The sequence below is a fragment of the Cupriavidus sp. 22TCCZM01-5 genome (assembly GCF_057798915.1).
Genome location: NZ_JBYOJR010000012.1, coordinates 1 through 24191 on the forward strand (window position 1 = coordinate 1; position 24191 = coordinate 24191).

Sequence of the window (24191 nt, forward strand, 5' to 3'; positions counted from 1 at the left end):
CTTCCGCCCTCCATTGTCCTTCATCGAAAGGCGGCGAGGCGACAACTATCCTGACATGGAGGGACTCGGACAAAAAGTGACTCGCCGGCTACGCCGGCGAAACAGCGGCGCCCGCCAAGCACGACGAGCCAGTCACAGCCACAAACCCACCGCCGGCTACGCCGGCAAAACAGCGGCGCCTGCCAAGGAATTCCCCCGCAATCCAGCGAAGAACCTAATTAAAGCCTTCCGAACGCGAACTGCCCTGGCCGGCCGAACTTGCAAGCGCCCACGACATCGCTAATGCATCCAGCGCGCGATTTAGCTGCGTTCGCCGCGGCGGTAGGGGAAATCACGCCCCGATAGGCGAACCGCGGTACGTTCGACCCAGTAATGGGTATTGTCGACGAGGTAGGGGACGGGCAATCCGTGTATGGCGGAGAAGAATGCCAGGGCGCCGATCAGCGGCGCCACGCTCCGCGGTAGTGCGTTGGCCCTCCGCCAGTTGAGGAAAGTCAGGCTAGCGGCCAGCCCCAACGTCACCCCGGCTAACACCTCGGACAAGGAGTGCGTGTGCAGGACCAGGCGGGACCAGCTAATCAAAAGTGCCAACCCAACGCCGCAGTACGCGCTGAATCGCGCGAGCCCGTGGCGTGTTGTTGGGGCGGACAAATATAGCAGTACGGGGAGGACAGCTGCGGACACCGCGCTATGGCCGGATACGCCGGTGAAATCGAGTGCGGGGATGCCCATGCCCCATCCCATGAACGCGAGCTTCGATATGAGCGTGAGGCCCGCGGCGACCGCGACGGCCGCCAGCCAAAGCAATGCGCTGCCGGGTGTACGGCGGTAGCATAGCCACAGCGCGATAAACAGCGCGCTGGGCAACAAATATGCGCTCTCGCCGAGGCGGGAGATCAGTTGCCAAGGATACATCTCGGGCTCGCATAGCGTGAGTCAGTCCGGTGTCATGGCTCTGGCGCGGCATACGCGGCGGATCAGCGCGGCTGTCGATGCGTCATGCGGCTGCGCCGGTGCGCCTTCCAGTTCGCGCTCGATTGGGCCAGCCAGCTTCTTGCCGAGTTCCACTCCCCATTGATCGAAGGAGTTTACATTCCAAAGCGTGCCCTGCACGAATGCACGGTGTTCGCACATGGCGAGCAATGCGCCCAGGTGGAAAGCATCCAGCCGCTGCAGTAGCAGGGTATTGCTGGGACGATTCCCTTCGAACACGAGATGTGGCACCAGCCTTTCATCAACTTGGCCTTCGGCACGCACCTCTTCGGCGGTCCGCCCGCGCAGTAGTGCTTCGCTCTGCGCAAAGCAATTGGCCAGCAGCTTGGTGTGGTGACCGGGCAGGTCGCTGTGCGGTTGCAAGCAGGCAATGAAGTCCACGGGCACCAGCTGCGAACCCTGGTGAACCATTTGGAAGTAGGCGTGCTGGCCGTTGGTACCGGTGGTGCCCCATACCACCGCGGCAGAGCCGGCTTCGAGCGCGGCGCCGTTGTGCTGCACCGACTTGCCGTTGCTCTCCATCTCCAGTTGCTGCAGGAAGGCCGGCAGCAATTCCAGCGGTTCGCAATAGGGCGCCACACAGCGGCTACCCGCGCCCAAGAGGCTGCGATACCAGACATCGAGCAAGCCAAGGATCATCGGCAGGTTCTGTTCGGGCGGCGCACTGGCGAAATGCTGGTCCATAGCCCGTGCGCCATCCAGCAGCTGGCGGAACCGGTCAAAGCCGACAGCCACGGCGATCGACAGGCCCACGGCCGACCACAGCGAGAAGCGCCCGCCCACCCAGTCCCAGAAGGGAAACATATTGCCGGGGTCGATGCCGAACGCTGCTACGGCGTCCCGGTTGGTCGAGACGGCCACGAAGTGGCGGGCCAGATCCGTCTGCCTGGCGCCATGGCGCAGGAACCAGTCGCGCGCGGTGCGGGCATTGGCCATGGTTTCCAGCGTGGTGAAAGTCTTGGAGCAGACGATCACCAGCGTGGTGGCCGCGTCCAGGCGAGCCAGCTTGCGCGCCAGGTCACAACCGTCGACGTTGGCGACGAAATGCATGCGCGGCGCGGGCTCCGTATCCTGCTCCAGGGCGCGGCACACCACGCGTGGCCCAAGGTCGGAACCGCCGATGCCGATGTTGACCACGTCGGTGATAGCGCGGCCGTCAAAGCCTGTCCAGGTGCCGCTGCGCACTTCATCCGCGAAAAGTTCCATCTGCACGAGGACGGCTGATACATCGGCCTCAACCGGCATACCCAATGCACGGTAGCCATCGCCGGGGCGGGCTCGCAGTGCCATATGGAGTGCCGCGCGGCGCTCGGTGGTGTTGACCGGTTCGCCGGCAAACATGGCATCGCGCCGCTCGCATACCTGTGCCTGGCGGGCCAACTCGAACAGCAGGGTCAGCGTTTCCTCGGTGACGCGGTTCTTGGCGTAATCAAGGGTCAGGCCGCAGGCCTCAGCCGTCAGGCGCTCGGAGCGGGCCTGGCCGTGCGGGCCCGCGAACCAGTCACGCATATGGGTATCGCGAATCCTGGCGGCGTGCTCACGCAAATCTTGCCAGGCGGGGAGGGTCGTCGACATCAAGGCTGCTCCAAGGCTCGGGTAGCACCCCGAATCAGCCTGGGACCAGATCCCTTGTGATAGGGGGTTCCCCTTCTGCCGTGCGGCAAATTCACGAAGCGGCCATTTTGTGACTGATCTGTTGGTTGTGTTACCCCGCATGGTGGGGGAATTTTCTTGACACTATCGCCTTGCCGCGGCCTTCGGCAGTGCCCTCATGGGAGGGGGTTTCGGCCGCTTCTCCAATTTAGTCATTGATCGATCATGGGCCGACTGACCGAGAATGGCCGGCCGGGGCCGATGCGCAACCGCGCCTCCCCACTTTTGAGGCAATCCTCATTCTCGCCAGCAAGGCGCGACACCATACTGCCGTGGTCGCTTACAACTGAAGCGACCGGGTTTAGCAGCCCGGACGAAAGGGCTGGACGACCGCATTCTGGCGGTATTCTCACGTCCACCGTGCCTGTGCGCGCCTCCTTCATGGGCGGGCCCTGGCAGGGGAGCCTCCACTCCGGGCTCGCCGGTTCCTTTCGCCGGACTGCTAACCCTGCCTTGCGTCCGCCCACCCCGATTAGCAGCGGGAAAGCGGTATTGATCCTGCACGATAGGAGGTAGTTCTATGATTCGGTCTTTGTTTGCCCATACGGGGCCATTGGCAATTTCAGGCACCTTCGCAGTTCCACAAAGCATGTTCGCCTCGCAAACGGAGGTGCACCATGCATAGCCACACCTGCAACGGCATCACGGCGGAGCACACGGGTGCCGGCATGCTCGTCACCGCTCACCGCCCAGGTGAAAACCCGCTGAGCCTGGCGACGGAACGCGCCGCGCAGCTTCATGGCGTGCTGTTTGTGGCCAGCGACTACGGCACCAGGAGCGAGAGCCCCGGAGGCATGAGTGAGGAAATGCGCGAGGATCTGTTGTCCCTCGCTACCAGGCTCGCGCACGAGACGCAGGTACTGAGTGTGCTGGCCTTGTTGTATGACCAGGATTTTCAGCTGGACTGAAGTCCACACCACGGGCGGGTAGAGCAAACGGGAAATTGTCCGCTTCCAGCCGCTTCCGAGCCGCGCCCTAGTGCGGCTCGGCCTCGCCGGTCTGGCTGCGAGTCGGGCTCATCAAATGGATCGGCCCGCTCTCGCAATACTCCGACTATGCACGCCTGAGGAAACTGACAAACGCCTCAGAAGCCCCCAAAGAACGTGCGTGCCGCAGCCATGCAAAACGGCGCCACCAGATCGCCGTGGTAAGCCTCGATTACCGCGGAAGCGCCGCCATCCGTAGCGCCGCCGGCTACAGCCTGCGCGGCCAGTGTTGCCTTCGCGTTGGCAAAGCCTTGCTTGATCGCGGCATAGGGATCATTGGTCCCGGCGACTGAGGAATCCACGTCCAGCACCGTAGTCAGCGTTTGCGGGACTTTGGCGTTTTTCCAGTAAGCCTGCTCGACGGTCGCGTTGAAGAAAAAGACAGTCGGGTCGTTGTGCCCGCCACAGAGTTGAACCGGGGTGTTCGGCGTCCAGTTGCGCAAGTCATTGCGCATGAATGCCTGACGCAGGGGATGGGCCGGACTGCCCGCCGGCGCCATCGCAACCGTTGCATTCGGGAATGCGCCGTCCGGATTCACGAGTCCGTCTTGCAGCATGCTCAGACGATATTCATTGCGCACCAGGTTGCCCTGGCCGAAGCCGAGGGCAAATATCGGCGTCAGGTCCGACGGCGCAAGCGGTGATGACGTGGGTGGCGTCAGCGCTGCAAACTGCCGGGCAGGAGCTGTAAGGCTGAAGAGCGCGGTAGCAGGAAGTCTTTGTTTTTCGATCAAGGCGTCCAGTGACGTCATGCTCGGCAGCAATTTTTCGACGTTATGCGCGTAGGCAGGCTCATAGAAATCGCCTGGATTCCCATAGAGATTCCCGTAGGCATGCTGGTAGCTTGTTGCGATCAGGGTCGTAAACACGGTGGCGCCGATGTCCACCTCGCCCGCGACCAGGGCATCGCCCATGGCCCCGAGGGCATAGGGGCCGGAACCCATCGACGCCGCTGTCACGTTGACCCCCGCCGCTTGCAGGGCACGGTGCGTGGCCATGGCAACGTAGCCGCCCTGCGAATAGCCGGTCACAAATAGCTTGCCGTTATCCCAGGTGAGCTTGTGTGAGGCTGCTTTGCCCATGGCCACCCGGCCGGCCGCGAGCGAGTCGATCATGTCGGCCGACTGCTGCGCCGCATTCAGGTACGGGTGATAAGCAAGACCGGAGCCTGAATATCCCGCGTAGTTGCTCGCTATGACGATATAGCCCTGAGCCGCGTACATGGCGGCAACGGCCAGGCCTTCTGATGCACCGTCGCCGTTTCTCTTGTCCGTTTGCGCCAGATCGGCAATATTGAAATTGCGATAGGTCGTGGTCCCGTGGGCATAGAGCATGGTCGGGCGCGGCCCACTGCAGGCCGGCCCGCCACTGGGAATCATCAGGGCGGCGCTGGCGTTGGTAATCTCATTCGCGCCGCCGATCGTGCCATAGCGGAAATAGACGATCTCCAGCGCGCAAGCCGGGGTACCGGCGACCTGCATAAGCTGCCGTCCTGCATCGGTTGAACCCAGCAGTTTCGCCAGCTCGCCCGCACTGACGCGTAGTGTGGTTGTCTGATCCAGCAACCGGCCCCGGAGTCCGGGGACGGATTGCGCAAAGGCGCCCGCACTGAGTGTCAGGCAGGCCAAAGCCGCAATACAACGCTTGCGCTTGATCGAATTCATGTTGACCCCTAATCCCGATTATTCGGCTTGTTTTTTGGTAGCGTGGTCCACGAATCGACAACAGGCATCGCCTTTTTGTATGGCGCTCATGAGCCATCCCGCCAGCCCAGATGCCTTGTCTGGCCCGGCAAGTGCGTCGGTCGGTCTGCCTTGATTCGCGATGGCCAGCGCGTCATGGTTGCGGCTGGTCAGCCAGGCTCCTCCGCAGGAGAAACGAATCTCGCATGCGGGTCGCTGCGGCTCTCAGAATCCTAGATTCCGTCTATTGAAAGTCAAGGAGCACATGCTTCAGCGCAATGCTGACCGGGAACGCCAAATTCCCGGCTCTCCGGCCATCGCATGGAAGCCGGCGGCAGGCTGCGTGATCAGACCTGCTTACGGGATACTGTGCTGGCAACCAGTGCGGGCCACATTTTCAGCCGGCGGCCTGCCAGGCGCAGCACCTTGAGTGTCGAGGCAAGCAGTCGCTCGCCATGGCCGAGCCTTGCTGGCTGCAACACCATGCTGGACGGCGGGCAAGGCTGCGGAAGTTCTGTCGTGGCGGGAAATTCGGGCTTTGGCGCGGGCTGTGCCAAGACTGCGTGCCCGCTGTACTGGGCCTGCAATTCATCGTAGCCGACTTCCTGCACCCCGCCGCCCCAACCTGGCAGGGCGACGGTCAGCCGTCCGTATTCGCCGCGCCGGAGCAGCACGCAAGGCCTGTTCCCTGCCAGCAACAGGATGGCCGGCAGCATGGTGTCCGAGATCTCGTCGAGACTGTAATCCACCAGCTGGGTCGACAAGCCGAAATGCTCCGCTGCGGTGCCCAGCAGCGACAATGTCAGGTTCCCCCCTTGCCGAGGTAGCCATTCCTGCAGGGCGATGGACGACACCGGCCGCTGTCGGGCCCGGTTTATCAACAGCAGGCAACCCAGCAGTGGATCCTCCGCGCCCGACTGCCGGGCCGTTGCGGCGGCAGGCATCTCAAATAGCGCAGGGCCAGCCGGCGCGTGCTGCACGCGCGAAATCCGCTCACCCATGATTCCCCCCGGTTTCAGTGGCGTGTTCATTTTTTTCGAGCGTAGTACACCAACACGCCTGGGCCTATCAGGAAAACAGCCTAGAGTCGCCGCGCCAGGATTGAATCAGGATTGAAACGCCTGTTCAGTCCCACTGAGGCGGCTGCTACATCCGGTACACCAGACCCAGCCAGACACTGCGCGGCGCCCCCGGAGCCACGAACAACGCCGTCGCACTGTCGCCTGGCGCGACATGCGGCTGCACAAGGGTGCCGCCGGGAAACACATTGTTCGCGACCTGGCCGTAGGTCTCGTAGCGGCGGTCGAACAAGTTGGCCACGCGGGCATAGACCTCGAAGTGCTTGTTGACCTGGTACGCCGCGCGCAGGTTGACCGTGGCGTAGCCGGGCACGTGCCAGTTGGCCGCCTTGGGCGGCTGGCCCGGCTGGGGGTCGCCGCGCAGTCCGTCTTCATTGCCGCTGGCGGGGCTGTCGGACACGGCTACCAGGTCGGCGCCCAAGGTCAGCCCCGCCAGCGCTTGCCAGTCCGCACCGAACTTGAATGTGTGGCGTGGCAGGCCTGCCATGCGCATGCCGGGGCGGACGTCGATGGTGCGCTCGCCGACCGCGAGCTGCCCGCTCGCCTGGTAGGTGGCCTGCAGGTAGCTGTAGGCAAAGCGCAAGGTGACATCGCCGACGCGCTGGCGGGCGGTGAGGTCGAGGCCCTGGTTGCGGGTGCGGTCGAAGTTGGCGAAGTAGCCCATCTGTGTATTGGGCGCGCGCAGGAACAGGATGTCGTCGTGGTTGTCGATGCGGTAGAGCGTCGCGGTGACGTCGGTGTCCTTGCCGGGGCGCCAGCGCACACCGGTTTCGAAGGCGTGCGAGACGACCTGTTTCAGGTAAGGGTCCGCCTGCAGCCCGGCGGGCAGGCGGCACGGCTGCGTCGGGTCGGCGCAGCCCAGTTCGAGCACCGTGGGCACGCGGTTGTTCTGCGCATAGCCGCCAAACACCGAGACCCCGCCGCCCAGCTTCTGCACCAGGCCCAGCGCGGGATTGAGACGGTGGTAGGTAAAGCTCTCGCGCGGCTGCTCGCTGCCGTCGCTGTTTTGCAGGGTATTGCTCACCGTGGCGAGATTCCATCGTGCCGACGCCGTCAGGAATGTGCTGGGCGTCAGGGTCCAGGTGTCGGACAGGTACATGCCGAACGTGCGGGCGTTGCCGCTGACGCCGGAGACCAGGTTATTTGGCGCACCGGCATCGGCCACGGCGCCGCGGTCGTCGGTGAAGGTGCCCGGCTGGGCGTACTGGGAATAGGTCAGCCGGCTTCGGTCCAGGCTGATGCCGGCATTCAGCACGTGGTGTTCGGTCTCCCTGGCCAGGCTCAGGGCCACGCCTACGGTCTGCTGCCGCATATGGCTGGTATTGACCACGGCCGGGTGCAGCGCCGCGCCTTCGGCACGGGTTACGCCGCAGCCGTCGCCACGCGGGCTGCCATCGGCGTTGAACCCGTCCGCACAGGCTTCGGCATAGGCCTCGTAGTCGGGGCTGACGTCGCCGCTGGTGGTGTCGCGCCGGCTGTTGCGCACGTAGGCAAGGGCGGCCGCGCTGGTCTTGTCGTCGAACCAGTGGCGGCCGTTGATGGCGACCTGGGTGACCTGGTTGCGCGTCTGGTCCGGGTAGGTATAGACCGCGCGACGGTTCAACTGGTAGATGTCGGGCTCAGTCCCGTTGCCGCTGGCATGGTAGGCCGGTACCAGTCCATTGCCGGTCAGCGTGCTGCGGCCATGGAGCAGCGATACGTCGAAACTGTCGGTCTCGCCCGCATAGCCCGCCTTGGCAAAGACGTTGCCGAGTTGCCCTGACGAGTCGTCCCGCCAGCCATGCTCCTGGAACAGCGTGCCGGCGGCGAAGGCGTGCCAGCCGCCTTCGCTGCGCACGCCGTCCGACAGGTCGGCGCGCTTGCGGTTGCCGCTGCCATAGGACAGGTCGGCCGTGAAGCCGGGCGAGTCCAGGCCCGAGCGCGTGGTCATGGCCAGCGCGCCGCCCAGGCTGTTCAGGCCATAGGCCGGGTTGGCGCTGGAGACCAGCGACACGCTTTCCAGGGCGGCCTCCGGGATCATGTCCCAGCTGATCACATCGCCGAACGGCTCGTTGATGCGGATGCCATCGAGGTAGACCGACAGGCCTTGCGGCACGCCCGCGATCGATGAGGCTCGGTAGCCGCGGTAGGTGATGTCGCTCTGGAAGGGGCTGCCCTGGATATCGTTGACGTTGACGCCGGCCAGGTTGCGTCCCAGGTAGTCGGCCAGGTTGCTGGCGCGCGTACCGTTCAGGTCATCGCCGCGGACGGTCTGCACTGTGTAGGGCACCAGGTTGCCGTCCACGCCGATGCCGGGCAGCGGCGCGGCCGCCACCACCAGCACTTCTGGCAGGACGGCACTGTCCTGCTTTGGCGCAGCGGTGTCCCATTGCGCAACAGCGGGCCGCTGCGCCAGCACCGCTACGGCCATGGCAATCGCCGTGGCCGCACGGCGGCAGCGCTTGCGGCGCCGCGCGCGGGTGTGGTGGATGGCCTGCGGTGGCGGCGCAGGGAACGGGTTGGTTGGCATCTTGCGTCTCCTCCGGATTAGGGGTGGCTGCCTGCGTTGGGCAACGACCGGACCTGAACTGGCTGAGGGAGACAGAGCAGGTTCCGTACCTCGGGGCGCTATGCGCTGGCGCGACCGCTTTGGCTGACTGCCCAGGCCACCGGCGGTTGTTCAGTTCTGGAGCAGATGCAACGCAATGTTGCGTGCTGACACGGCCGCCACGGCGTCATGCGTCTGCAACCGGCGTGTTTGCGCGGCAATCCGACTGGCATGGGAATTGCCAAAAGCGTCACTGGTGTATGGCGCAGTGGTGCGCCGGTGGAAACCGAGAATAAAGAGGAGATGACAATGAGGACGTTACGACTAGTGATGGCAGTCGCGACTGCCGTGGCCACCCTGGCCGCGCAGGCGGCAGTGACCGATGCCATGATCGAGAACGATGCGAAGAGCCCCGGCGACGTATTGTCATGGGGCATGGGACCGCAAGGCCAGCGCTATTCCGGGCTGACACGCATCAATACCAAGAACGTCGCCAACCTGGTGCCGGCGTGGTCGTTCTCGTTCGGTGGCGAAAAGCAGCGCGGGCAGGAAGCGCAGCCGCTGATCCACGATGGCAAGATGTTTGTCACCGCGTCGTACTCTCGCCTCTACGCGCTCGACTTGAAGACCGGCAGCAAGCTGTGGAAGTACGAGCACCGGCTGCCCGAAGGCATCATGCCGTGCTGCGACGTGGTCAACCGCGGCGCGGCGCTCTACGACAACCTGGTTATCTTCGGCACGCTGGATGCACAACTGGTCGCGCTCGACCAGAAGACCGGCAAGGTGGTGTGGAAGGAGAAGCTGGCCGACTATGCCGCGGGCTATTCGTACACGGCGGCGCCCCTGATCGTCAAAGGCATGGTGCTCACCGGCATTTCGGGCGGCGAGTTCGGCGTGGTCGGCCGGGTCGAGGCGCGCGATGCCAAGACCGGGCAACTGGTGTGGTCGCGCCCGGTGGTCGAAGGCCACATGGGCTACAAGTACGACAAGGACGGCAACAAGACCGAGAACGGCGTGACCGGCACCGAGAACGCCAGCTGGCCCGGCGAGACCTGGAAGACCGGCGGCGCCGCTACCTGGCTTGGCGGCACCTATGATCCGTCCACGGGGCTGGTCTACTTCGGCACCGGCAACCCCGGCCCGTGGAACAGCCATATCCGCAAGGGCGACAACCTCTACTCGGCGTCGACGGTGGCGATCGATCCGGCCACCGGCAAGATCGTCTGGCACTACCAGAACACCCCGAACGATGGCTGGGACTTTGATGGCGTCAATGAGTTCGTGACCTTCGACCTGGACGGCAAGCGCATGGGCGGCAAGGCCGATCGCAACGGCTTCTTCTATGTCAACGACGCGGCCAGCGGCAAGCTGGTCAATGCCTTCCCGTTCGTGAAGAAGATCACCTGGGCCACCGGCATCGACCTGAAGACCGGCCGGCCCAACTACATCGACGAAGGCCGCCCCGGCGACCCGGCCAGTGGCGACGACCCGAAGAAGGGCAAGTCCGTACTCGCCGCGCCCGGTTTCCTGGGTGGCAAGAACCAGCAGCCGATGGCCTACAGCCCGCAGACCGGCCTGTTCTATGTGCCGGCCAACGAGTGGGCCATGGACATCTGGAACGAGCCGGTCAGCTACAAGAAGGGCGCAGCCTACCTGGGCGCCGGTTTCACCATCCATCCGCTGAACGAGGACTACATCGGCGCGCTGCGCGCGATCAACCCCAGGACCGGCAAGATCGTCTGGGAGGTCAGGAACAACGCGCCGCTGTGGGGCGGGGCGATGACCACCGCCGGCGGGCTCGTGTTCTGGGGCACGCCGGAAGGCTACCTGAAGGCCGCCGACGCCAGGACCGGCAAGGAGCTGTGGAAGTTCCAGACCGGCAGTGGCGTGGTGGCGCCGCCGGTCACCTGGGAAGACAACGGCGAGCAATACGTGGCCGTGGTGTCGGGATGGGGCGGCGCGGTGCCGCTGTGGGGCGGGGAAGTCGCCAAGCGGGTGAACTTCCTTGAGCAGGGCGGCTCGGTGTGGGTGTTCAAGTTGCATAAGGGCTGAACGCAGACCAATTGATGCTCCGGAGACGCCGGCATCGCTGAGCCGATGCCGGCGAATTTGCTACACGAAACAGCGGGACCAAGGTATGAAGAAGGAATGGATGGCGCTGGCGGCGGCTTTGCTGCTGCCTTGCGTGGCTCAGGCGGACAATGCGGCCGGTATGCAGGCCCTGGCTGACAAGAATGGATGCTTCGCCTGCCATGGCATGCAAACGAAAGTGGTAGGCCCGGGGTTTGCCGAGGTGGCGGCGAAGTACAAGGGGGACGGCGAGGCGGCCGAGCGGCTCGGCAGGAAAATCCGCGAGGGTGGCAAGGGTGTCTGGGGGCCGGTTCCCATGCCGGCGCATGGGAACCTCGGCGAGGCGGATGCGAGGAAGCTGGCGGAGTGGGTGTTAAGCGTGGGGTGAGGTTTGCGTTGGTCCTGGCACTACAGTGGCGTCTGTCGTGCCAGGACCAGCCACATCATTGGTTGCCGCTGCTTAGCCGCAGCGAATTGCCATCGCTGCGAAACACCATCGGCTGCGCCCCGGCGTGCGCCTGCAACGTGGCGAGCCTGCCCTGCAACACAATCTCCGTGACCCGGCCATGCTCGCCGGAGCGCTCGCACACCGGATCCGTCGCCGCGGGGTCGCCGGTCAGCAGCAGAGCCTGGCAGCGGCAACCGCCATGGTCCTCCTCCCGATGGTCACATGACCGGCAGGGCTCCTGCATCCACGCCGTGCCACGAAAGCGGCGGAACGCGTCGCTGTCGCGCCAAATCTCGCGCAGTCCGTGCGTAGTGACATTCGGCAAGGCCAGGTCCGGCAGCATCCGCGCCGCATGGCATGGCAGCGCGGTCCCATCCGGTGCCACGCCAAGAAAGGTCGTGCCCCATCCGTTCATGCACTTCTTGGGCTTGCCTTCAAAGTAGTCGGGCACGACGAACAGGAGCTGGCACTGCTTGCCGATGCGCGCCCGGTATTGCCTGACCACGGCCTCGGCTTCAAGCAGTTGCTCCTGCGTCGGCATCAGCGCCAGACGGTTGTGCCATGCCCATCCGTAGTACTGCGTGTTGGCCAGTTCCAGATACTCCGCGCCCATCTGCAGCGCCATTTCGATGATGGTGCCGACATGCGGGAGGTTGTGCCGGTGCAGCACGCAGTTCATCACCATCGGATAGCCATGCGCCTTGATCAGCCTCGCCACGCGCTGCTTCAGGTCGAACGTGCGGGTGCTGGACAGGAAGTCGTTGAGCTCGCGCGTGGAGTCCTGGAAGGACAGCTGGATATGATCCAGGCCGGCCTCGCGCAGCGCGGCGAGCCGGGCATCGGTCAGGCCCACGCCGGAGGTGATGAGGTTCGTGTAGAAGCCCAGTCCATGCGCATGCCGCACCAGGTGTTCCAGGTCCTTGCGCAGCAGCGGCTCGCCGCCGGACAGGCCGAGCTGCACCGCACCGAGCGCGCGCGCCTGGGTGAATACGTCGCACCATTGCGCGGTGTCGAGTTCAGCCGTGTGCCGGGCATAGTCGACCGGGTTGGAGCAGAACGCGCAGTGCAGCGGGCAGCGGTAGGTCAGCTCGGCCAGCAGCCACAGCGGCGGGCCGGGCTGCGCGGCGGCCGGACGATCAGACCAGCCAGCCGCGTTCGGTTGCATGTTTGACAAAGGCATGTACCTCCGGGGCGATGCCCTGCACGCCGAAAGCAGCCTGCAGGTCGTCGATCAGCATATCCAGCGTATGGCCGCCGTCGCAGCGCTGCAGGATGGCGGCAGCGCTGTCGTTGAGGGTGACCATGCCTTCCGGATACAGCAGCACCCAGCTCTGCTGGGCCTCTTCCCATTGCAGGCGGAAGGTCCGGTGCAGGACCGGACGGGCGAGTTCTGGCGGATTGGTTGTCATGGGTTGGCCAGCTGGATCGCATCGAGCATCGACCAGAGCACGTCGAGCTTGAATTGCAGGATGTCGAGGGCGCGTTGCTGTTGCTCCGCGGTGCGGAAGTAGCCCAGCGTCACGCGCAGGCCGTGGTCGACGTCGCGCTGCGCCAGCGGGATGCGCGAGCGGAAATAGTCCAGCCCGGCGGCCTCGATCCACGGGTAATGCGTGGGCCAGCCGGCCAGCCTCTCCTTGTGGATCTCGGGCGCGAACATCTCGGTGAGCGAGGAGCACACGGCTTCCTGCCACGGCGCGCGCCGTGCGAAATTGACATAGGCGTCGACGGCGAAGCGCACGCCCGGCAGCACGTGCCGATGGTCGAGCAAGGACTCGCGCTCGAGCCCCGTGGCCTGGCCCAGCCGCAGCCAGGCCTCGATGCCACCGGGCCGGGTGTCGGTGCCGTCGTGGTCGAGGATGCGTACCACCCATTCGCGGCGCGTGTCGCGGTCTGGGCAGTTGGCAAGGATGGCAGCGTCCTTCAGCGGGATGTTGGCCTGGTAGTAGAAGCGGTTCGCGACCCAGGCGCGGATCTGCCCGGGAGAACACAGGCCGGCCGCCATGCGCTGGTTGAACGGGTGGTGAATGTGGTACCCGCTTTCCTTTGCGCGTAACCGGGCCTCGAACACCGCGGGGCTTGATGCGGTGGAATCTGTCATAGCGCGATCTCCATGCCGTCGTGCGCCAGTTCGATGCCGTGCCGCGCCAGCACGGCGCGCTCCGGCGAGTCTTCCACCAGCACGGGGTTGGTATTGTTGATGTGGATAAGGATCTTGCGGCTCGCCGGCACCCGGTCGAGGATCTCGATCATGCCGCCGGGGCCGGACAGGGGCAGGTGGCCCATGTCGGCGGCTGCCTTGGCGGAGAAGCCCAGCGACTGCATCTCGTCCTCGCGCCAGAAGGTGCCGTCGACCAGCACAATGTCCGCGCCGTGCAGCTCGGCGAAGACGTGGTCGTCGACGCTGCCAAGGCCCGGTGCATAGAATGCGCGGCGGCCGCTGCGTCGGTCTTCGATGCGCAGGCCGATGTTGTCGCCCACGCGCGGCGCGTGGCGGCCGGGCGAATAGGGCGGCGCCTTGCTTTGCAGCGGCACGGCGGTAAGGAGGATGTCGTCCAGCGGCGGCACGGAAAACGGTGTGCCGTCGCCGGGCAGGGTATGTGTCTGCAAGCCGCAGTAGTGCGACAGCATGCGGGTCAGCGGGAAGGCGGTGCCCAGGTCGTCGAGCACCGCGGCCGTGGCGTAGAGCGGCAAGGCCTGGCGGTGTTCGCGCAGCATCAGCAGGCCGGTGACGTGGTCGATCTGGGCATCCATCAGCAACACGGCCGCGATCGCCGTATCGCGCGGCGCGCGTGCCGGTTGCAGCGCCGGCGTCTGGCGCAGCTGCTGCAGGATGTCGGGAGAGGCATTGACCAGGATCGCGTCCGGTCCGTTGCCTGACAGGGCGATCGATGACTGGGTGCGGGGCGTGGCCCGCACGGTGCCGCGGCGCACGCCATCACAGTTGTGGCAGTTGCAGTTCCACTGCGGAAAGCCGCCGCCGGCGGCCGATCCGAGTACCCGGATGGTTGTCATGGCGCGAGCGAGTTAGGTTGGTCATGGTTGCCAGGGGCAGGCGCGCGGACCGGTACGCCGGATCCGATGCCTGCCCTGCTTCACGGTTCTTGCGATCCGCCTGCGTGCCTTGCGCCTGCGATCGCGGCGGTGATGCAGGGACGTTGACATGCCGCCGCGCGCAGGAAGCTTCAGCGGTTGGCGATATACATCGTGATCTCGAAGCCCAGCCGCAGCTCGGTATAGGCAGGCGTGGTCCAGGTCATGTCTCTCTCCTTTGTGGCATGGTTAGTGAATATCATCTTGGCGCGGCAGGCTGGCTGCCGCGTCCCTTCAAGGCAACATCCATGCCCGAGGTTCCGCTCGCATCCGACTGCTTCTACCTGCGTACGCCGGACGCGCAGCGCTTGCATGTACGGCTGGCCGGGCCACCGGATGGCGAGCCATGGCTGGTGCTGCACGGCGGTCCCGGCAGCGGTTGCTCGGCGGCCATGGCGGCGTGGTTCGATCCGGCATGGCACCGTGTCGTGATGCCGGACCAGCGCGGTGCCGGCAAGTCCCGGCCGGCGGGTTCCCTGCGCCGCAATAACGTGGGCGCGCTGCTGGCCGACCTCGAACAGTTGCGCCAGGCGCTGGGCATCGAGCGCTGGGGCGTGGTCGGTGGCTCCTGGGGCGCGGCCCTGGGGCTGGCCTATGCGGCGAAGTGCCCGGATGCGGTCGCGGCGCTGGTATTGCGGGGTACGTTCCTGACCGGCCGCGACGACATCGCCAGGCTGTTTGCACCGCGCCTCGGCGGCCGGCGCATGCTGCAACGCGTCAAGCCGCGCGGCGAGCGCCTGCCGGATGCACGGGCCCAGTTGCTCACTGTGTCACGACTGTTGCAAAGTGGAACACCTGTCCAGAAATGGCACACCGCCGCGGCGTGGCGCGAGAGTGAACGGGAATTGCTGGGCCTGTCCGCGCGGCAGCAGTTGCGCAGCCGGCCGCTGCGCATGCGGGAGGCGATGGCCGCCAAGTACCGCATCCAGGCGCACTATCTGCGCAACCGGGCCGGGTTGGGCAAGCCAGGCCTGCTGCGCGCGGCGCGGACGATTGCCGCACATGGCCTGCCGGTGACAGTGCTGCACGGCAGTGCCGATGCGGTCTGCCGTCCCGCCAATGCCCGGCGCCTGCAGGCCGCCATGCCTGGCGCGCGCCTGGAGTGGGTCGATGGCGGGCACCTCGCCACAGGCAAACTGGGCAAGGCACTGGCCGCCGCGATCGTCGCGGCGCGCTGGCAGCCAGGATGACGGCAGCACTGAAACCGAAGGGATCAGCCCGGAGGTTGCGGCAGCCCGCGCGCCTCCTCCATCTTCCGGTAGATCGTATTGCGCGAAATGCCCAGTGCCTTGGCCGCGGCCGAGATATTGCCGTGGTGTGCGTTGACGGTGGCGACGATGAGCTGTGCCTCGACCTCGGCCAGTCGGGTCGGCGGCGTGCCCGCCTGCCCGGCAGGAGTCACGGATACCGGCACTCCCCGCAGCGCCTGCCCGCCGGGCACCGCCGCCGGCGCTTGCCGCTCGCGCAGGTCGTCCAGGAAATCGTCGGGCAGGTGGTCCTCGGTGATCTCGGCTTCGCCTTCCGCCATCAAACGCGCCGTGCGCAGCAGGTTGCCTAGCTGGCGCAGATTGCCCGGCCAGTGATAGCGGCGGAACAGTTCCATTACGGCGTCACCAATGCGAGGCGGTTCCCCGCCGGCCTGGCCCTGGTCCTGGCGCAGCAGCTTGCCCGCCACCACGTCGAGGTCGCTGCGCTCGCGCAGGGCCGGCAGGCGCACCACGAGGCCGTTCAGGCGGTAGTACAGGTCTTCGCGGAACTGGCCGCTGGCGACCATCTCGCGCAGGTTGCGGTTGGTCGCGCACACCACCATCACATCCACCTGGATCACCTTGCTGCTGCCCAGCGGCTGGACGGCGCGTTCCTGCAGCGCGCGCAGCAGCCGCCCCTGCAGGTGCAGCGGCATGTCGCCGATCTCATCGAGGAACAGGGTGCCGCCGTTGGCCAGGAGCATCTTGCCGATGCCGCCCTTCTTGCGGGCGCCCGTGAAAGCGCCTTCCTCGTAACCGAACAGCTCCGACTCGATCAGGTTTTCCGGGATCGAGGCGCAGTTCACCGCGATGAAGGGCCCCGCGTGCCGCGGGCTGTCGGCATGGATGGCGCGCGCCATCAGCTCCTTGCCGGTGCCGGTTTCGCCCAGCACCATCACCGGTATGTCCTTGCCGATGACCTTGCGCAGCTTGCCGATCACGGTCCGGATCTGCGCGTCGCCGGTGTCCAGGTCGGCCAGCCCCTCGGCCCGGGCAGGGGTTGCATAGAGGCGGCGCGGCGCCGTGATGGCATCCGGGGTGCTCGCGGCCGCCGCGGCCGTGCCGGGCATCGAGGCGGAACTGGATTTCCATTCCGCGCGCGCGCTGACCTTGACGCCGCTCGGCAGCTGCAGCTGCACGATGCCGGCCGGCGCGCCGCGCACCGCGTCGAACAGCAGGGACATCGGCATCCCGAACAGCGAAGAAAAGGTATGCGCCTGCAGCGCCGCATTGGACATGCCAAGCTGGAACTGCCCGCTGCGGTTTGACGACAGGAAGCGCCCCCCGGGCGTGAACGAGACAATCCCTTCCACCAGCGTGCCCAGGAACTCCGCGCGCGAATGGAAGCGGATGCACACCATGTCGCGGAAGGCGTTGCCGAACAGCTGGTTCTCGATCATCTGCGCCGACATCCGCACCAGCGCCATGGTGTGCTTGTGGAAGCCGCGCTGGTCTCCCGTCACATCCAGCGCGCCCACGGTCTTGCCGTAGGGGTCGAGGATGGTCATGCACGAGCAGGTCAGGAACTGGTTGGCCTCCAGGAAATGGTCGGCGCCGTGGACCAGCGTGGCGCGGTTTTCGGCCAGCGCGGTGCCGATGGCATTGGTGCCGCGGCTCTCCTCGGACCAGTCCGCGCCCGCGCGCAGCGCCACCTTGTCGGCCCGGGCGAGGAAATCGTCGTCGCCCAGCGAGTGCAGGATCAGGCCGTCGGCGTCGGTCAGGATCACCATGCTCTGCGTATTCACGATCTGGTCGTAGAGCGTTTCCATCACCGGCAGCGCGTACGTGAACAGGGACTGGCTGCGTTCGATGCGTGTCTTCAGTTCGCTTTGCAGCACCGGGCAGAAGTCCGGCGACTCATAAGGGCGCAGGCCATACGAGGCGGAACGCTGGTGGGCCAGGGCAATCAGTTCGGCGCGCTCTGGCTGGCCGGCCATATCGCCTGTATTGCCGGACGCGGCAGGGCGAACAGGCTCCGCTGGGATGGTCATGTCTGTGTCTCCTGTGAATAGTCGCCCGCGATCTTTGCGCGGGTCACAGTCGGCGCCTTCCTTGCCATGGCCTGGCGTGGCGTCAACAGTGTTGCGTCATGTAGCAAAACGCTTGCCAGTATGTGGCATTCCGGGACACCGCCGTGGCGATGGTGCACTGCACTCGCCGGAGCAGGGGCCGAAAAGCCTGCTGCCAGGCGGTGCGGCGCCCGTTCCGGCCCGCTGGTATGGCTTTTGCGGAAATGGTGGCAAACAAAAACCTCATCCACCACTGTAGGAGACATCCATGAAAACGCAGCGCCGCCTGCTTGCCTTGCTTTCGCTATGTGCCGTGCTGGGCGCCACCCCGGCCGGAACCGCATGGGCCCACGGCGATGTCACGCCCCAAGCGGTCGATACCAAGTCCTTGCCGCAGCTTGGCGACGAATGGCGTCCGGACAACCCCTATCGCGGCAGCGAACAGCAGGAGGCCCAGCGGATCGGCAGCTCGGCCTACAACCAGAACTGCGCGCGCTGCCACGGCCTGGAAGCGGTATCCGGCGGCATCGCCCCGGACCTGCGCAAGATCGACGGCGATTGCATGTCGCTGGCCGATGCCAGGAAGAAGCAGGCCTGTATCGGCGAGATCTCGCAGTACTTCACCACCACCGTGCGCAAGGGCCGGACCCGCGATGGCCGTGTCTACATGCCGCCGTTTGACGGCGTGCTGAGCCAGGAAGCCGTGTGGGCGATCAAGACCTATCTGGAATCGCGGCGCGAGTAAGGCCGCGCAGTCCCGCAAGCGAACCCCATTTTTCAGATTCGTCGTTTCCCACGTTCAGGAGAAATTCCATGTCACCGAGGCGTTGTCCGACCCCGGCCGAGCCGGCCGGCACCCGGCGCAGGTTTTGCGGCGCCTTGCTGGCGGCCGGCGCGTTGCTCTGCACCCGGCCGGCGCTGGCGGACCTCGCCCGGATCCGCCAGAACGGTACGCTGAAGGTCGCGGTCTACAAGGGTTTGCCGCCGTTCTCGGCGGTCGCGGGCAGCCAGTACGCCGGCATCGACGTGGCCTTGGCCAGGGCCCTGGCCAGCGAGCTGGGCTTGCAGGTGTCGCTGTTGCCATTCGATGCCGACGATGACATGGCCGACGACCTGCGGTCGATGGTATGGCGCGGCCATTACCTCGGCTACGGCCCGGCGGACGTGATGCTGCACGTGCCGGTCGACCGTGCCTTCATGCGAGCCAACGACAAGGCCCTGATCTTCGCTCCCTACTATCGCGAGACCTTTGTGCTGGTGCGCGACCGCGAGCGGGTGCCGGACGTGCGCGGTCTGGATGACCTGGCGGGCCAGGCCACCGGCGCAGCCGCCGGCTCGGCCGGCGCCAACGCCTTGTTGTCCGGCGCCGGCGGCGCCTTGCGTGACAGAGTGAAGATCTACCCCGAAGCCGACGACGCGCTGCGCGCGCTTTTTTCCGGTGATATCGCCGCTGCCATGGTGACCCGCGCGCAATACGAGAGCGCACTGAAAACCGCAAACCAGTCCGCTTCGCGCTTTGCCACGTCGGACATCGCTTCACCGCTGTTGCCGCCGCGCGGATGGGCCATTGGCATGGCCATCAAGGCCGGCGACCAGGCGCTGGCCGAATCGCTGGAAAACGCACTGGAGGCGCTGCGGCGCAAGGGCGAACTGGCCCGCATCTTCGCCAGCCACGGGGTGACATTGCAGGAGCCGTGATGGTGGCAGGGCGGTCCGCAGTCGGGCCGCCCCGGCGGGAGGATCCTGATCAGTAAGCCGTAAAGCGCCAGGACTTGCTGATTGCCATGCCGTTCCGCGCCCCGACAAAGCTCGCGATATAGGTGCCCGCAGCGATGGGCTGGGTGGGAAGCAGGAACACCACGCCTCGATACAGGCCCGCGTCCGCAATAGCCGAAGCCACCGAGCCAGCCTTGGATTCGGCAGGCACCAGGATGCGGGCGGGCACGGATTCGCCGCGTGGACCGGTCAGCGTGAAGCTTGAAACCGTCAGCACGTCACCCGGCTTTTCCACGTTGACCCGGAACATGACCGGGGTACCGGCGGTGGCCAGGTCGGGCGCCGGATTCGGGGTCTCGTCAGCCGGAACGAACAGGCCGTGGACGCTGGCGTTGTTGGGGGGGTAGTGGGCGCCAGTGCCGGGCGACAGTTGCTGGCCGCCCCATTGGGCGAGGCCATAGCCTCCGCTTCCTGCCGAGGTCACCACGCCAAAGTTTGCCACGCAGTAGTTGTCACGCATGGCGAGGCCGATGGTCTCCTGATTGCTGGTGATTCCCTGCAGGTGGTAAACGGAGTTCGCCAGCGAGGCAAGGCAGCGGCCGATATCGCCGTTGTAGGCATTCTGTCCGACCCATTGCTGGCGCGAGCCGCCCACGGCAAGCACCTGGTGGTACGGATCGGGGCTGGTGAAGCCAGGATTCCCGTAAATCTCCGTATGGCTCATCACCGCATTGAGCTTCATGTACTCGAGGTGGTTTTCCGCCGCGGCGTCGAGCGCGGGGTCTTGCCGCAACGCGCCTACTCCCATGGCGATGCGCAGGGCGTTGAGGGCGTTGAAGAATTCGAGGCGAGGGTCGGTCCGGAGGTAAGAGGCCTTGCGTGTGGTTGCGGCGGCAGAAGCAGCGTGCTCCTTGCCGAGGGCCGGCGTACCGGACAGGTTTGCGACGATGGTTGGAGGGGTGGCACCAGCGCTGTCAATGCGGGCGCAAACCGCGACGATGGCGGACGTCGCGGCGAATGCGAGGAGGCTCTTTCTCACGTTTTCCGGTTGTTTTTGGTCTGTACCAGCAGGGGCCCGGGGTCCGCATGGAGCCCTGGCTGATCCGCTTCCGGAGGCTTAACGTAATAGGGAGAGAATTCGTGTACAGGAGCCTGCATGCCTGCAGGCGGAAAGACTGGGAGCGTGGATCGGGTTCACCGTCGGCGCCCCCGCAGATGGAAGAGCTTGTGGATTCGGGCGGTTACGTTCCGGCTGATCGAAGCCCGGAACTAATGATTGCCTTGCGCCGGACTGAAGAAGTAGGGCACCAGTGCCGCAGCCACCAGCACGGCCGCCGAGAGGAAGATCGCAGCATACGTCGCGGGCTCGCCCCAGTGCCGCAGATGTCCGATATTGGCGATCAGCCCATAGCCCCACGACGTGAGCGCGGAGCCAAGAAACACGAAGGTATTGAGCAACCCCAGCCCGCGCCCGCGCCTGGACGGCGGGATCAGCCCGCGGCCCTGCGCCATCACGAGCGGATGGAGCATGCCGATGGTCGAGAGCAGGGCCATCAACGCCACGCCGCTGGCCACGCCGGGGGCGGGCCACAGCGTCAGTATCACGGCAGCGGACATCGACACGCAGGACCACGCGAAGATGGCGGTCTTGAGCGTGCTGCGCCGTACCAGCACGGGCAGCAGGAAGGCGGTGAGGAATCCGGCCACGCTCAGCAGCGTGAGCGCCACGCCGCGGGACGCCGAGCTGAGCCCGTAGACATCGGCGAGGTATGGCCCGCTCCACGCGTTGCGGAAGGCCGTGCCCGCGGACATGGCTACGCACAGCGGGATCAGCAGCCACAGTGGCGCCAGCCCCAGCAGGCGGACGCTCTGCGTCAGCATCGACGGCCACGAGGCGCTGCGCGCCTCCGCGTGGCCGGTATCGCGCACGAAGCGCCAGACGCCCCACGCGGCGGCGACCATGCCCAGTGCCGAGACCGCCATCGACGGGCGCCAGCCCACCAGTTCGGTCGCCCAGCCCAGCGGCGCGGTCGCGCACAATGCGCCGATCATGCCCATGGCGTTCGATTTGCTGACCACGCGCGTGTAGTCGCGCTCGGAGAGCTGTTCCGAGGCGAAATGCAGCAGGCCCATGAATACGGGGGCGCAGGCCAGCCCAAGCCCGACCTGCGCCAACGTGGCCACGGTGCCGTTGGGCGCCGCGACGAACAGAATCGACGATACCGCGCCGACCGCCAGCAGCCCGGCCGTGGGCCTGCCCACGCCATAGCGGTCGAAGGCGATGCCGACCGGGATCTGCGCTACGGCGAAGGCAAGGAAGAACGAGGACGACAGGGCGCCGAAGCCAGCCGGCGACAGGCCGAAATCATGCTGCAGCTCGGGCGCCATCACCGCCAGGCAGGAGCGGAAGAACTGGCTCAGCGCAAAGGCGAAGGTCAGTACGGCGATGCCGCGCACCGCGGCATGGCTGGCTGGAACGGTGCTGCCGCCAGGCAGCGCTTGGAGATCGTCTCCGGTCATTGTTCTTGTTATGGGTACTGCGAATTCAGGGCATCACGACAGCAGGCGCGGCGGCTTGCCGCGCCCTGTGCCACGTCTGCTTAGCCGGGCAGCGCGTCGTAGGTCAGCAGGAAGACCTGCTCGTCGCCCGCGCTGACGGGCAGCCAGACGATTTCCAGGTCCGGGAAGGCCGCTTCCACATTGGCGTGCTCGTTGCCGATCTCCACCACCAGCACGCCGCCCGGGTTCAGGCGTGCCTTGGCCCCTGCAATGATCCGGCGCACCACGTCCATGCCGTCATCGCCGCCGGCCAGCGCAATGCGCGGCTCGGCCAGGTATTCGGGCGGCAGCGCCTGCATCGAGGCTTCGTTGACGTACGGCGGGTTGGTCAGGATCACGTCGTACGTGGCGCCCGGCGGCAGCGGCGCGTACAGGTCGCCCTCGAACAGGTGGATGCGCTCCTGCATCTTGTAGTCGGCCACGTTGCGGCGCGCCACGGCGAGCGCATCGGGCGAGATGTCGACCGCGTCGATCTGCGCATTGGGCCAGGCATGCGCGGCGAGGATCGGCAGGCAGCCGGAACCGGTGCACAGCTCGAGCACCGGACCGACGTCGATGGTGTCGCCAGTCCAGGGCTCCAGCCCTTCCTGCAGCAGCTCGCCGATGAAGCTGCGCGGCACGATCACGCGCGAATCCACGTAGAAGCGCAGGCCGTGCATATAGGCCTCGTGCGTGATGTAGGCGGCCGGTACGCGTTCGTTGACGCGGCGGTCGATGACCTGCATCACCGCGTCGATTTCCTCGGGCAGCAGGCGCGCGTCGAGGAACGGGTCGAGCGTGTCGAGCGGCAGGTTCAGCGTGTGCAGCACCAGGTAGGCGGCCTCGTCATAGGCGTTGGCGCTGCCGTGGCCGAACGACAGCTTGGCCGCGGTGAAGCGCGATACCGCCAGGCGCAGCAGGTCGCGCACGGTGCGCAGCGGGGAGGGAGTTGCCATGGTCGTGGAATCCTGTGGTCGAAAATAAGCGATCGGCAGGCGATCAGGCAATCAGCCGTTCCAGCACGCCACGGTAGACGTTCTTGAGCGGCTCGATGAAACGGACTTCGACGTTCTCGTCGATCTTGTGGATGGTCGCGTTGGGCGGGCCGAACTCGATCACCTGCGGGCAGATCTTGGCGATGAAGCGGCCGTCGGAGGTGCCGCCGGTGGTCGACAGTTCGGTCTTCACGCCGGTCTCGGCCTCGATCGCGGCCGACAGGGCGTCGGACAGGTCGCCGCGCGGCGTCAGGAACGGTTCGCCGCCGAGCGTCCAGTCCAGCGTGTATTCGAGCTTGTGCTGGTCCAGGATCGCATGCACGCGCGACTTCAGGCCCTCGGGCGTGCTCGCTGTCGAGAAGCGGAAGTTGAAGTCGATCGTGACGTGGCCCGGAATCACGTTGGTCGCGCCGGTGCCGCCGTGGATGTTCGACATCTGCCAGCTCGTGGGCGGGAAGTATTCGTTGCCCTGGTCCCATACCTCGGCGGCCAGTTCGGCCAGCGCGGGGGCAGCTTCGTGGATCGGGTTGCGGCCCAGGTGCGGGTAGGCGATATGGCACTGCACGCCCTTGACCACGAGCTTGCCCGACAGCGAGCCGCGGCGGCCGTTCTTGACCATGTCGCCGAGCGTGTCGACCGACGTCGGTTCGCCAATCACGCAGTAGTCGAGGCGCTCGCCGCGCGCCTTCAGGGCTTCGACGACCTTGATGGTGCCGTCATGCGCCGGGCCTTCCTCGTCGCTGGTGATCAGAAAGGCGATCGAACCGGCATGGTCGGGATGCGCCTTGACGAATTCCTCGACCGCCACGACAAAGCCGGCGATCGAGGTCTTCATGTCCGCCGCGCCGCGGCCGAACAGGCGGCCGTCACGGTGCGTCGGCTCGAACGGATCGGAGTTCCACTGCTCGAGCGGGCCGGTCGGGACCACGTCGGTATGGCCGGCAAAGGCCAGCAGCTTGCCGTCCTTGCCTTGCGTGCCGCGCTTGACGGCCCACAGGTTGGTCACGCGGAAATCGTCGGGGCCGCTGACGATGGCTTCGCAGGCGAAGCCGAGCGCCTTCAGGCGGGTTTCCAGCACGGCCTGGCAGCCTTCGTCCGCGGGCGTGACGGAGCGGCGGCGGATCAGGTCTTCGGTGAGGGCAAGGGTGGCAGTCATGG

21 protein-coding genes are annotated in these 24191 nt (G+C 66.0%); 6 read left to right on the forward strand and 15 right to left on the reverse strand.

Annotated features, from left to right (window positions below; translation table 11 throughout):
• Positions 1–300: 300 nt before the first annotated feature.
• Both AC3FNH_RS13620 and pgi read right to left on the reverse strand, forming a co-directional pair.
• Positions 301–915 carry a phosphatase PAP2 family protein gene (locus AC3FNH_RS13620; RefSeq protein WP_488720405.1) on the reverse strand — a complete coding sequence of 205 codons (615 nt, stop codon included), beginning with the start codon at positions 913–915 and terminating at the stop codon, positions 301–303.
• 21 nt (positions 916–936) lie between these two features.
• Complete coding sequence (pgi, locus tag AC3FNH_RS13625; RefSeq protein ID WP_488720406.1) at positions 937–2568, reverse strand: glucose-6-phosphate isomerase; 1632 nt, start codon at positions 2566–2568, stop codon at positions 937–939.
• Positions 2569–3263: 695 nt separating this feature from the next.
• Between pgi and AC3FNH_RS13630 the strand changes: the two genes are divergently transcribed.
• Positions 3264–3554, forward strand: a complete 291-nt coding sequence (locus tag AC3FNH_RS13630; protein ID WP_488720407.1) for a hypothetical protein — start codon at positions 3264–3266, stop codon at positions 3552–3554.
• A 176-nt stretch (positions 3555–3730) separates the two neighbouring features.
• On the opposite strand, the gene AC3FNH_RS13635 is transcribed toward AC3FNH_RS13630, so the two are convergent.
• From AC3FNH_RS13635 to AC3FNH_RS13645, 3 genes are all read right to left on the reverse strand, one after another.
• On the reverse strand, positions 3731–5296 hold the full coding sequence (locus AC3FNH_RS13635) for an alpha/beta hydrolase family protein (RefSeq protein ID WP_488720408.1): 1566 nt from the start codon (positions 5294–5296) through the stop codon (positions 3731–3733).
• A 365-nt stretch (positions 5297–5661) separates the two neighbouring features.
• The gene (locus AC3FNH_RS13640; protein ID WP_488720409.1) at positions 5662–6345 is read right to left on the reverse strand and encodes a cysteine peptidase family C39 domain-containing protein; all 684 of its coding nucleotides are present in this window, start codon (positions 6343–6345) and stop codon (positions 5662–5664) included.
• Between the two features lie 115 nt (positions 6346–6460).
• A complete protein-coding gene (locus AC3FNH_RS13645) occupies positions 6461–8902 on the reverse strand; it encodes a TonB-dependent receptor (protein WP_488720410.1) in 2442 nt (813 codons plus the stop codon).
• Between the two features lie 327 nt (positions 8903–9229).
• Between AC3FNH_RS13645 and AC3FNH_RS13650 the strand changes: the two genes are divergently transcribed.
• Together AC3FNH_RS13650 and AC3FNH_RS13655 are read left to right on the forward strand one after the other, a co-directional pair.
• Positions 9230–10972, forward strand: coding sequence for a PQQ-dependent methanol/ethanol family dehydrogenase (locus AC3FNH_RS13650; RefSeq protein ID WP_488720411.1), 1743 nt, complete (start codon positions 9230–9232; stop codon positions 10970–10972).
• Between the two features lie 85 nt (positions 10973–11057).
• Positions 11058–11378: a c-type cytochrome gene (locus AC3FNH_RS13655; protein WP_488720412.1), complete on the forward strand. Its 321-nt coding sequence runs from the start codon at positions 11058–11060 to the stop codon at positions 11376–11378.
• Positions 11379–11433: 55 nt separating this feature from the next.
• Here AC3FNH_RS13655 and pqqE read toward each other — a convergent pair whose 3' ends face one another.
• The 5 genes from pqqE to pqqA all read right to left on the reverse strand — a co-directional run bounded on the left by pqqE (position 11434) and on the right by pqqA (position 14695).
• On the reverse strand, positions 11434–12603 hold the full coding sequence (pqqE, locus tag AC3FNH_RS13660) for a pyrroloquinoline quinone biosynthesis protein PqqE (protein WP_488720500.1): 1170 nt from the start codon (positions 12601–12603) through the stop codon (positions 11434–11436).
• Positions 12575–12847 (reverse strand): pyrroloquinoline quinone biosynthesis peptide chaperone PqqD, encoded by a 273-nt coding sequence (gene pqqD / locus AC3FNH_RS13665; protein WP_488720413.1) that lies wholly within the window; start codon positions 12845–12847, stop codon positions 12575–12577. The genes pqqE and pqqD overlap by 29 nt, the downstream gene beginning before the upstream one ends.
• A complete protein-coding gene (pqqC, locus tag AC3FNH_RS13670; protein ID WP_276100316.1) occupies positions 12844–13536 on the reverse strand; it encodes a pyrroloquinoline-quinone synthase PqqC in 693 nt (230 codons plus the stop codon). Before pqqC ends, pqqD begins: the two co-directional genes overlap by 4 nt.
• On the reverse strand, positions 13533–14450 hold the full coding sequence (gene pqqB / locus AC3FNH_RS13675; protein ID WP_488720414.1) for a pyrroloquinoline quinone biosynthesis protein PqqB: 918 nt from the start codon (positions 14448–14450) through the stop codon (positions 13533–13535). Before pqqB ends, pqqC begins: the two co-directional genes overlap by 4 nt.
• A gap of 170 nt (positions 14451–14620) precedes the next feature.
• Complete coding sequence (pqqA, locus tag AC3FNH_RS13680; protein WP_012355514.1) at positions 14621–14695, reverse strand: pyrroloquinoline quinone precursor peptide PqqA; 75 nt, start codon at positions 14693–14695, stop codon at positions 14621–14623.
• Positions 14696–14776: 81 nt separating this feature from the next.
• On the opposite strand from pqqA, the gene AC3FNH_RS13685 reads away from it, so the two are divergent.
• Positions 14777–15718 carry an alpha/beta fold hydrolase gene (locus AC3FNH_RS13685; protein ID WP_488720415.1) on the forward strand — a complete coding sequence of 314 codons (942 nt, stop codon included), beginning with the start codon at positions 14777–14779 and terminating at the stop codon, positions 15716–15718.
• Positions 15719–15741: 23 nt separating this feature from the next.
• Here AC3FNH_RS13685 and AC3FNH_RS13690 read toward each other — a convergent pair whose 3' ends face one another.
• On the reverse strand, positions 15742–17766 hold the full coding sequence (locus AC3FNH_RS13690; RefSeq protein ID WP_488720416.1) for a sigma-54-dependent Fis family transcriptional regulator: 2025 nt from the start codon (positions 17764–17766) through the stop codon (positions 15742–15744).
• A 286-nt stretch (positions 17767–18052) separates the two neighbouring features.
• Here AC3FNH_RS13690 and pedF point away from each other — a divergent pair, with 286 nt between their 5' ends.
• Both pedF and AC3FNH_RS13700 read left to right on the forward strand, forming a co-directional pair.
• Positions 18053–18529, forward strand: a complete 477-nt coding sequence (pedF, locus tag AC3FNH_RS13695) for a cytochrome c-550 PedF (protein ID WP_488720417.1) — start codon at positions 18053–18055, stop codon at positions 18527–18529.
• A 68-nt stretch (positions 18530–18597) separates the two neighbouring features.
• Positions 18598–19482 (forward strand): substrate-binding periplasmic protein, encoded by an 885-nt coding sequence (locus AC3FNH_RS13700; RefSeq protein ID WP_488720418.1) that lies wholly within the window; start codon positions 18598–18600, stop codon positions 19480–19482.
• 49 nt (positions 19483–19531) lie between these two features.
• On the opposite strand, the gene AC3FNH_RS13705 is transcribed toward AC3FNH_RS13700, so the two are convergent.
• The 4 genes from AC3FNH_RS13705 to dapE form a co-directional block, all read right to left on the reverse strand.
• Positions 19532–20539 carry a CAP domain-containing protein gene (locus tag AC3FNH_RS13705; RefSeq protein ID WP_488720419.1) on the reverse strand — a complete coding sequence of 336 codons (1008 nt, stop codon included), beginning with the start codon at positions 20537–20539 and terminating at the stop codon, positions 19532–19534.
• 230 nt (positions 20540–20769) lie between these two features.
• Positions 20770–22020 carry an MFS transporter gene (locus AC3FNH_RS13710; protein ID WP_488720420.1) on the reverse strand — a complete coding sequence of 417 codons (1251 nt, stop codon included), beginning with the start codon at positions 22018–22020 and terminating at the stop codon, positions 20770–20772.
• An 80-nt stretch (positions 22021–22100) separates the two neighbouring features.
• Positions 22101–22994: a 50S ribosomal protein L3 N(5)-glutamine methyltransferase gene (prmB, locus tag AC3FNH_RS13715; RefSeq protein WP_488720421.1), complete on the reverse strand. Its 894-nt coding sequence runs from the start codon at positions 22992–22994 to the stop codon at positions 22101–22103.
• A 43-nt stretch (positions 22995–23037) separates the two neighbouring features.
• Positions 23038–24189 (reverse strand): succinyl-diaminopimelate desuccinylase, encoded by a 1152-nt coding sequence (gene dapE, locus AC3FNH_RS13720; protein ID WP_488720422.1) that lies wholly within the window; start codon positions 24187–24189, stop codon positions 23038–23040.
• Positions 24190–24191 lie beyond the last annotated feature (2 nt).

Excerpts from the sequence above, each read along its gene's own strand:
- AC3FNH_RS13620 (WP_488720405.1), bottom strand. The coding sequence starts at position 915 with ATGTATCCTTGGCAACTGATCTCCCGCCTCGGCGAGAGCGCATATTTG.
- AC3FNH_RS13710 (WP_488720420.1), bottom strand. The coding sequence starts at position 22,020 with ATGACCGGAGACGATCTCCAAGCGCTGCCTGGCGGCAGCACCGTTCCA.
- AC3FNH_RS13650 (WP_488720411.1), top strand. The coding sequence starts at position 9,230 with ATGAGGACGTTACGACTAGTGATGGCAGTCGCGACTGCCGTGGCCACC.
- AC3FNH_RS13655 (WP_488720412.1), top strand. The coding sequence starts at position 11,058 with ATGAAGAAGGAATGGATGGCGCTGGCGGCGGCTTTGCTGCTGCCTTGC.
- AC3FNH_RS13685 (WP_488720415.1), top strand. The coding sequence starts at position 14,777 with ATGCCCGAGGTTCCGCTCGCATCCGACTGCTTCTACCTGCGTACGCCG.
- pqqC (WP_276100316.1), bottom strand. The coding sequence starts at position 13,536 with ATGACAGATTCCACCGCATCAAGCCCCGCGGTGTTCGAGGCCCGGTTA.
- pedF (WP_488720417.1), top strand. The coding sequence starts at position 18,053 with ATGAAAACGCAGCGCCGCCTGCTTGCCTTGCTTTCGCTATGTGCCGTG.
- AC3FNH_RS13630 (WP_488720407.1), top strand. The coding sequence starts at position 3,264 with ATGCATAGCCACACCTGCAACGGCATCACGGCGGAGCACACGGGTGCC.
- AC3FNH_RS13690 (WP_488720416.1), bottom strand. The coding sequence starts at position 17,766 with ATGACCATCCCAGCGGAGCCTGTTCGCCCTGCCGCGTCCGGCAATACA.
- pgi (WP_488720406.1), bottom strand. The coding sequence starts at position 2,568 with ATGTCGACGACCCTCCCCGCCTGGCAAGATTTGCGTGAGCACGCCGCC.
- prmB (WP_488720421.1), bottom strand. The coding sequence starts at position 22,994 with ATGGCAACTCCCTCCCCGCTGCGCACCGTGCGCGACCTGCTGCGCCTG.
- dapE (WP_488720422.1), bottom strand. The coding sequence starts at position 24,189 with ATGACTGCCACCCTTGCCCTCACCGAAGACCTGATCCGCCGCCGCTCC.
- AC3FNH_RS13640 (WP_488720409.1), bottom strand. The coding sequence starts at position 6,345 with ATGAACACGCCACTGAAACCGGGGGGAATCATGGGTGAGCGGATTTCG.
- AC3FNH_RS13645 (WP_488720410.1), bottom strand. The coding sequence starts at position 8,902 with ATGCCAACCAACCCGTTCCCTGCGCCGCCACCGCAGGCCATCCACCAC.
- AC3FNH_RS13700 (WP_488720418.1), top strand. The coding sequence starts at position 18,598 with ATGTCACCGAGGCGTTGTCCGACCCCGGCCGAGCCGGCCGGCACCCGG.
- pqqB (WP_488720414.1), bottom strand. The coding sequence starts at position 14,450 with ATGACAACCATCCGGGTACTCGGATCGGCCGCCGGCGGCGGCTTTCCG.
- pqqE (WP_488720500.1), bottom strand. The coding sequence starts at position 12,603 with ATGCAACCGAACGCGGCTGGCTGGTCTGATCGTCCGGCCGCCGCGCAG.
- AC3FNH_RS13635 (WP_488720408.1), bottom strand. The coding sequence starts at position 5,296 with ATGAATTCGATCAAGCGCAAGCGTTGTATTGCGGCTTTGGCCTGCCTG.
- pqqD (WP_488720413.1), bottom strand. The coding sequence starts at position 12,847 with ATGACAACCAATCCGCCAGAACTCGCCCGTCCGGTCCTGCACCGGACC.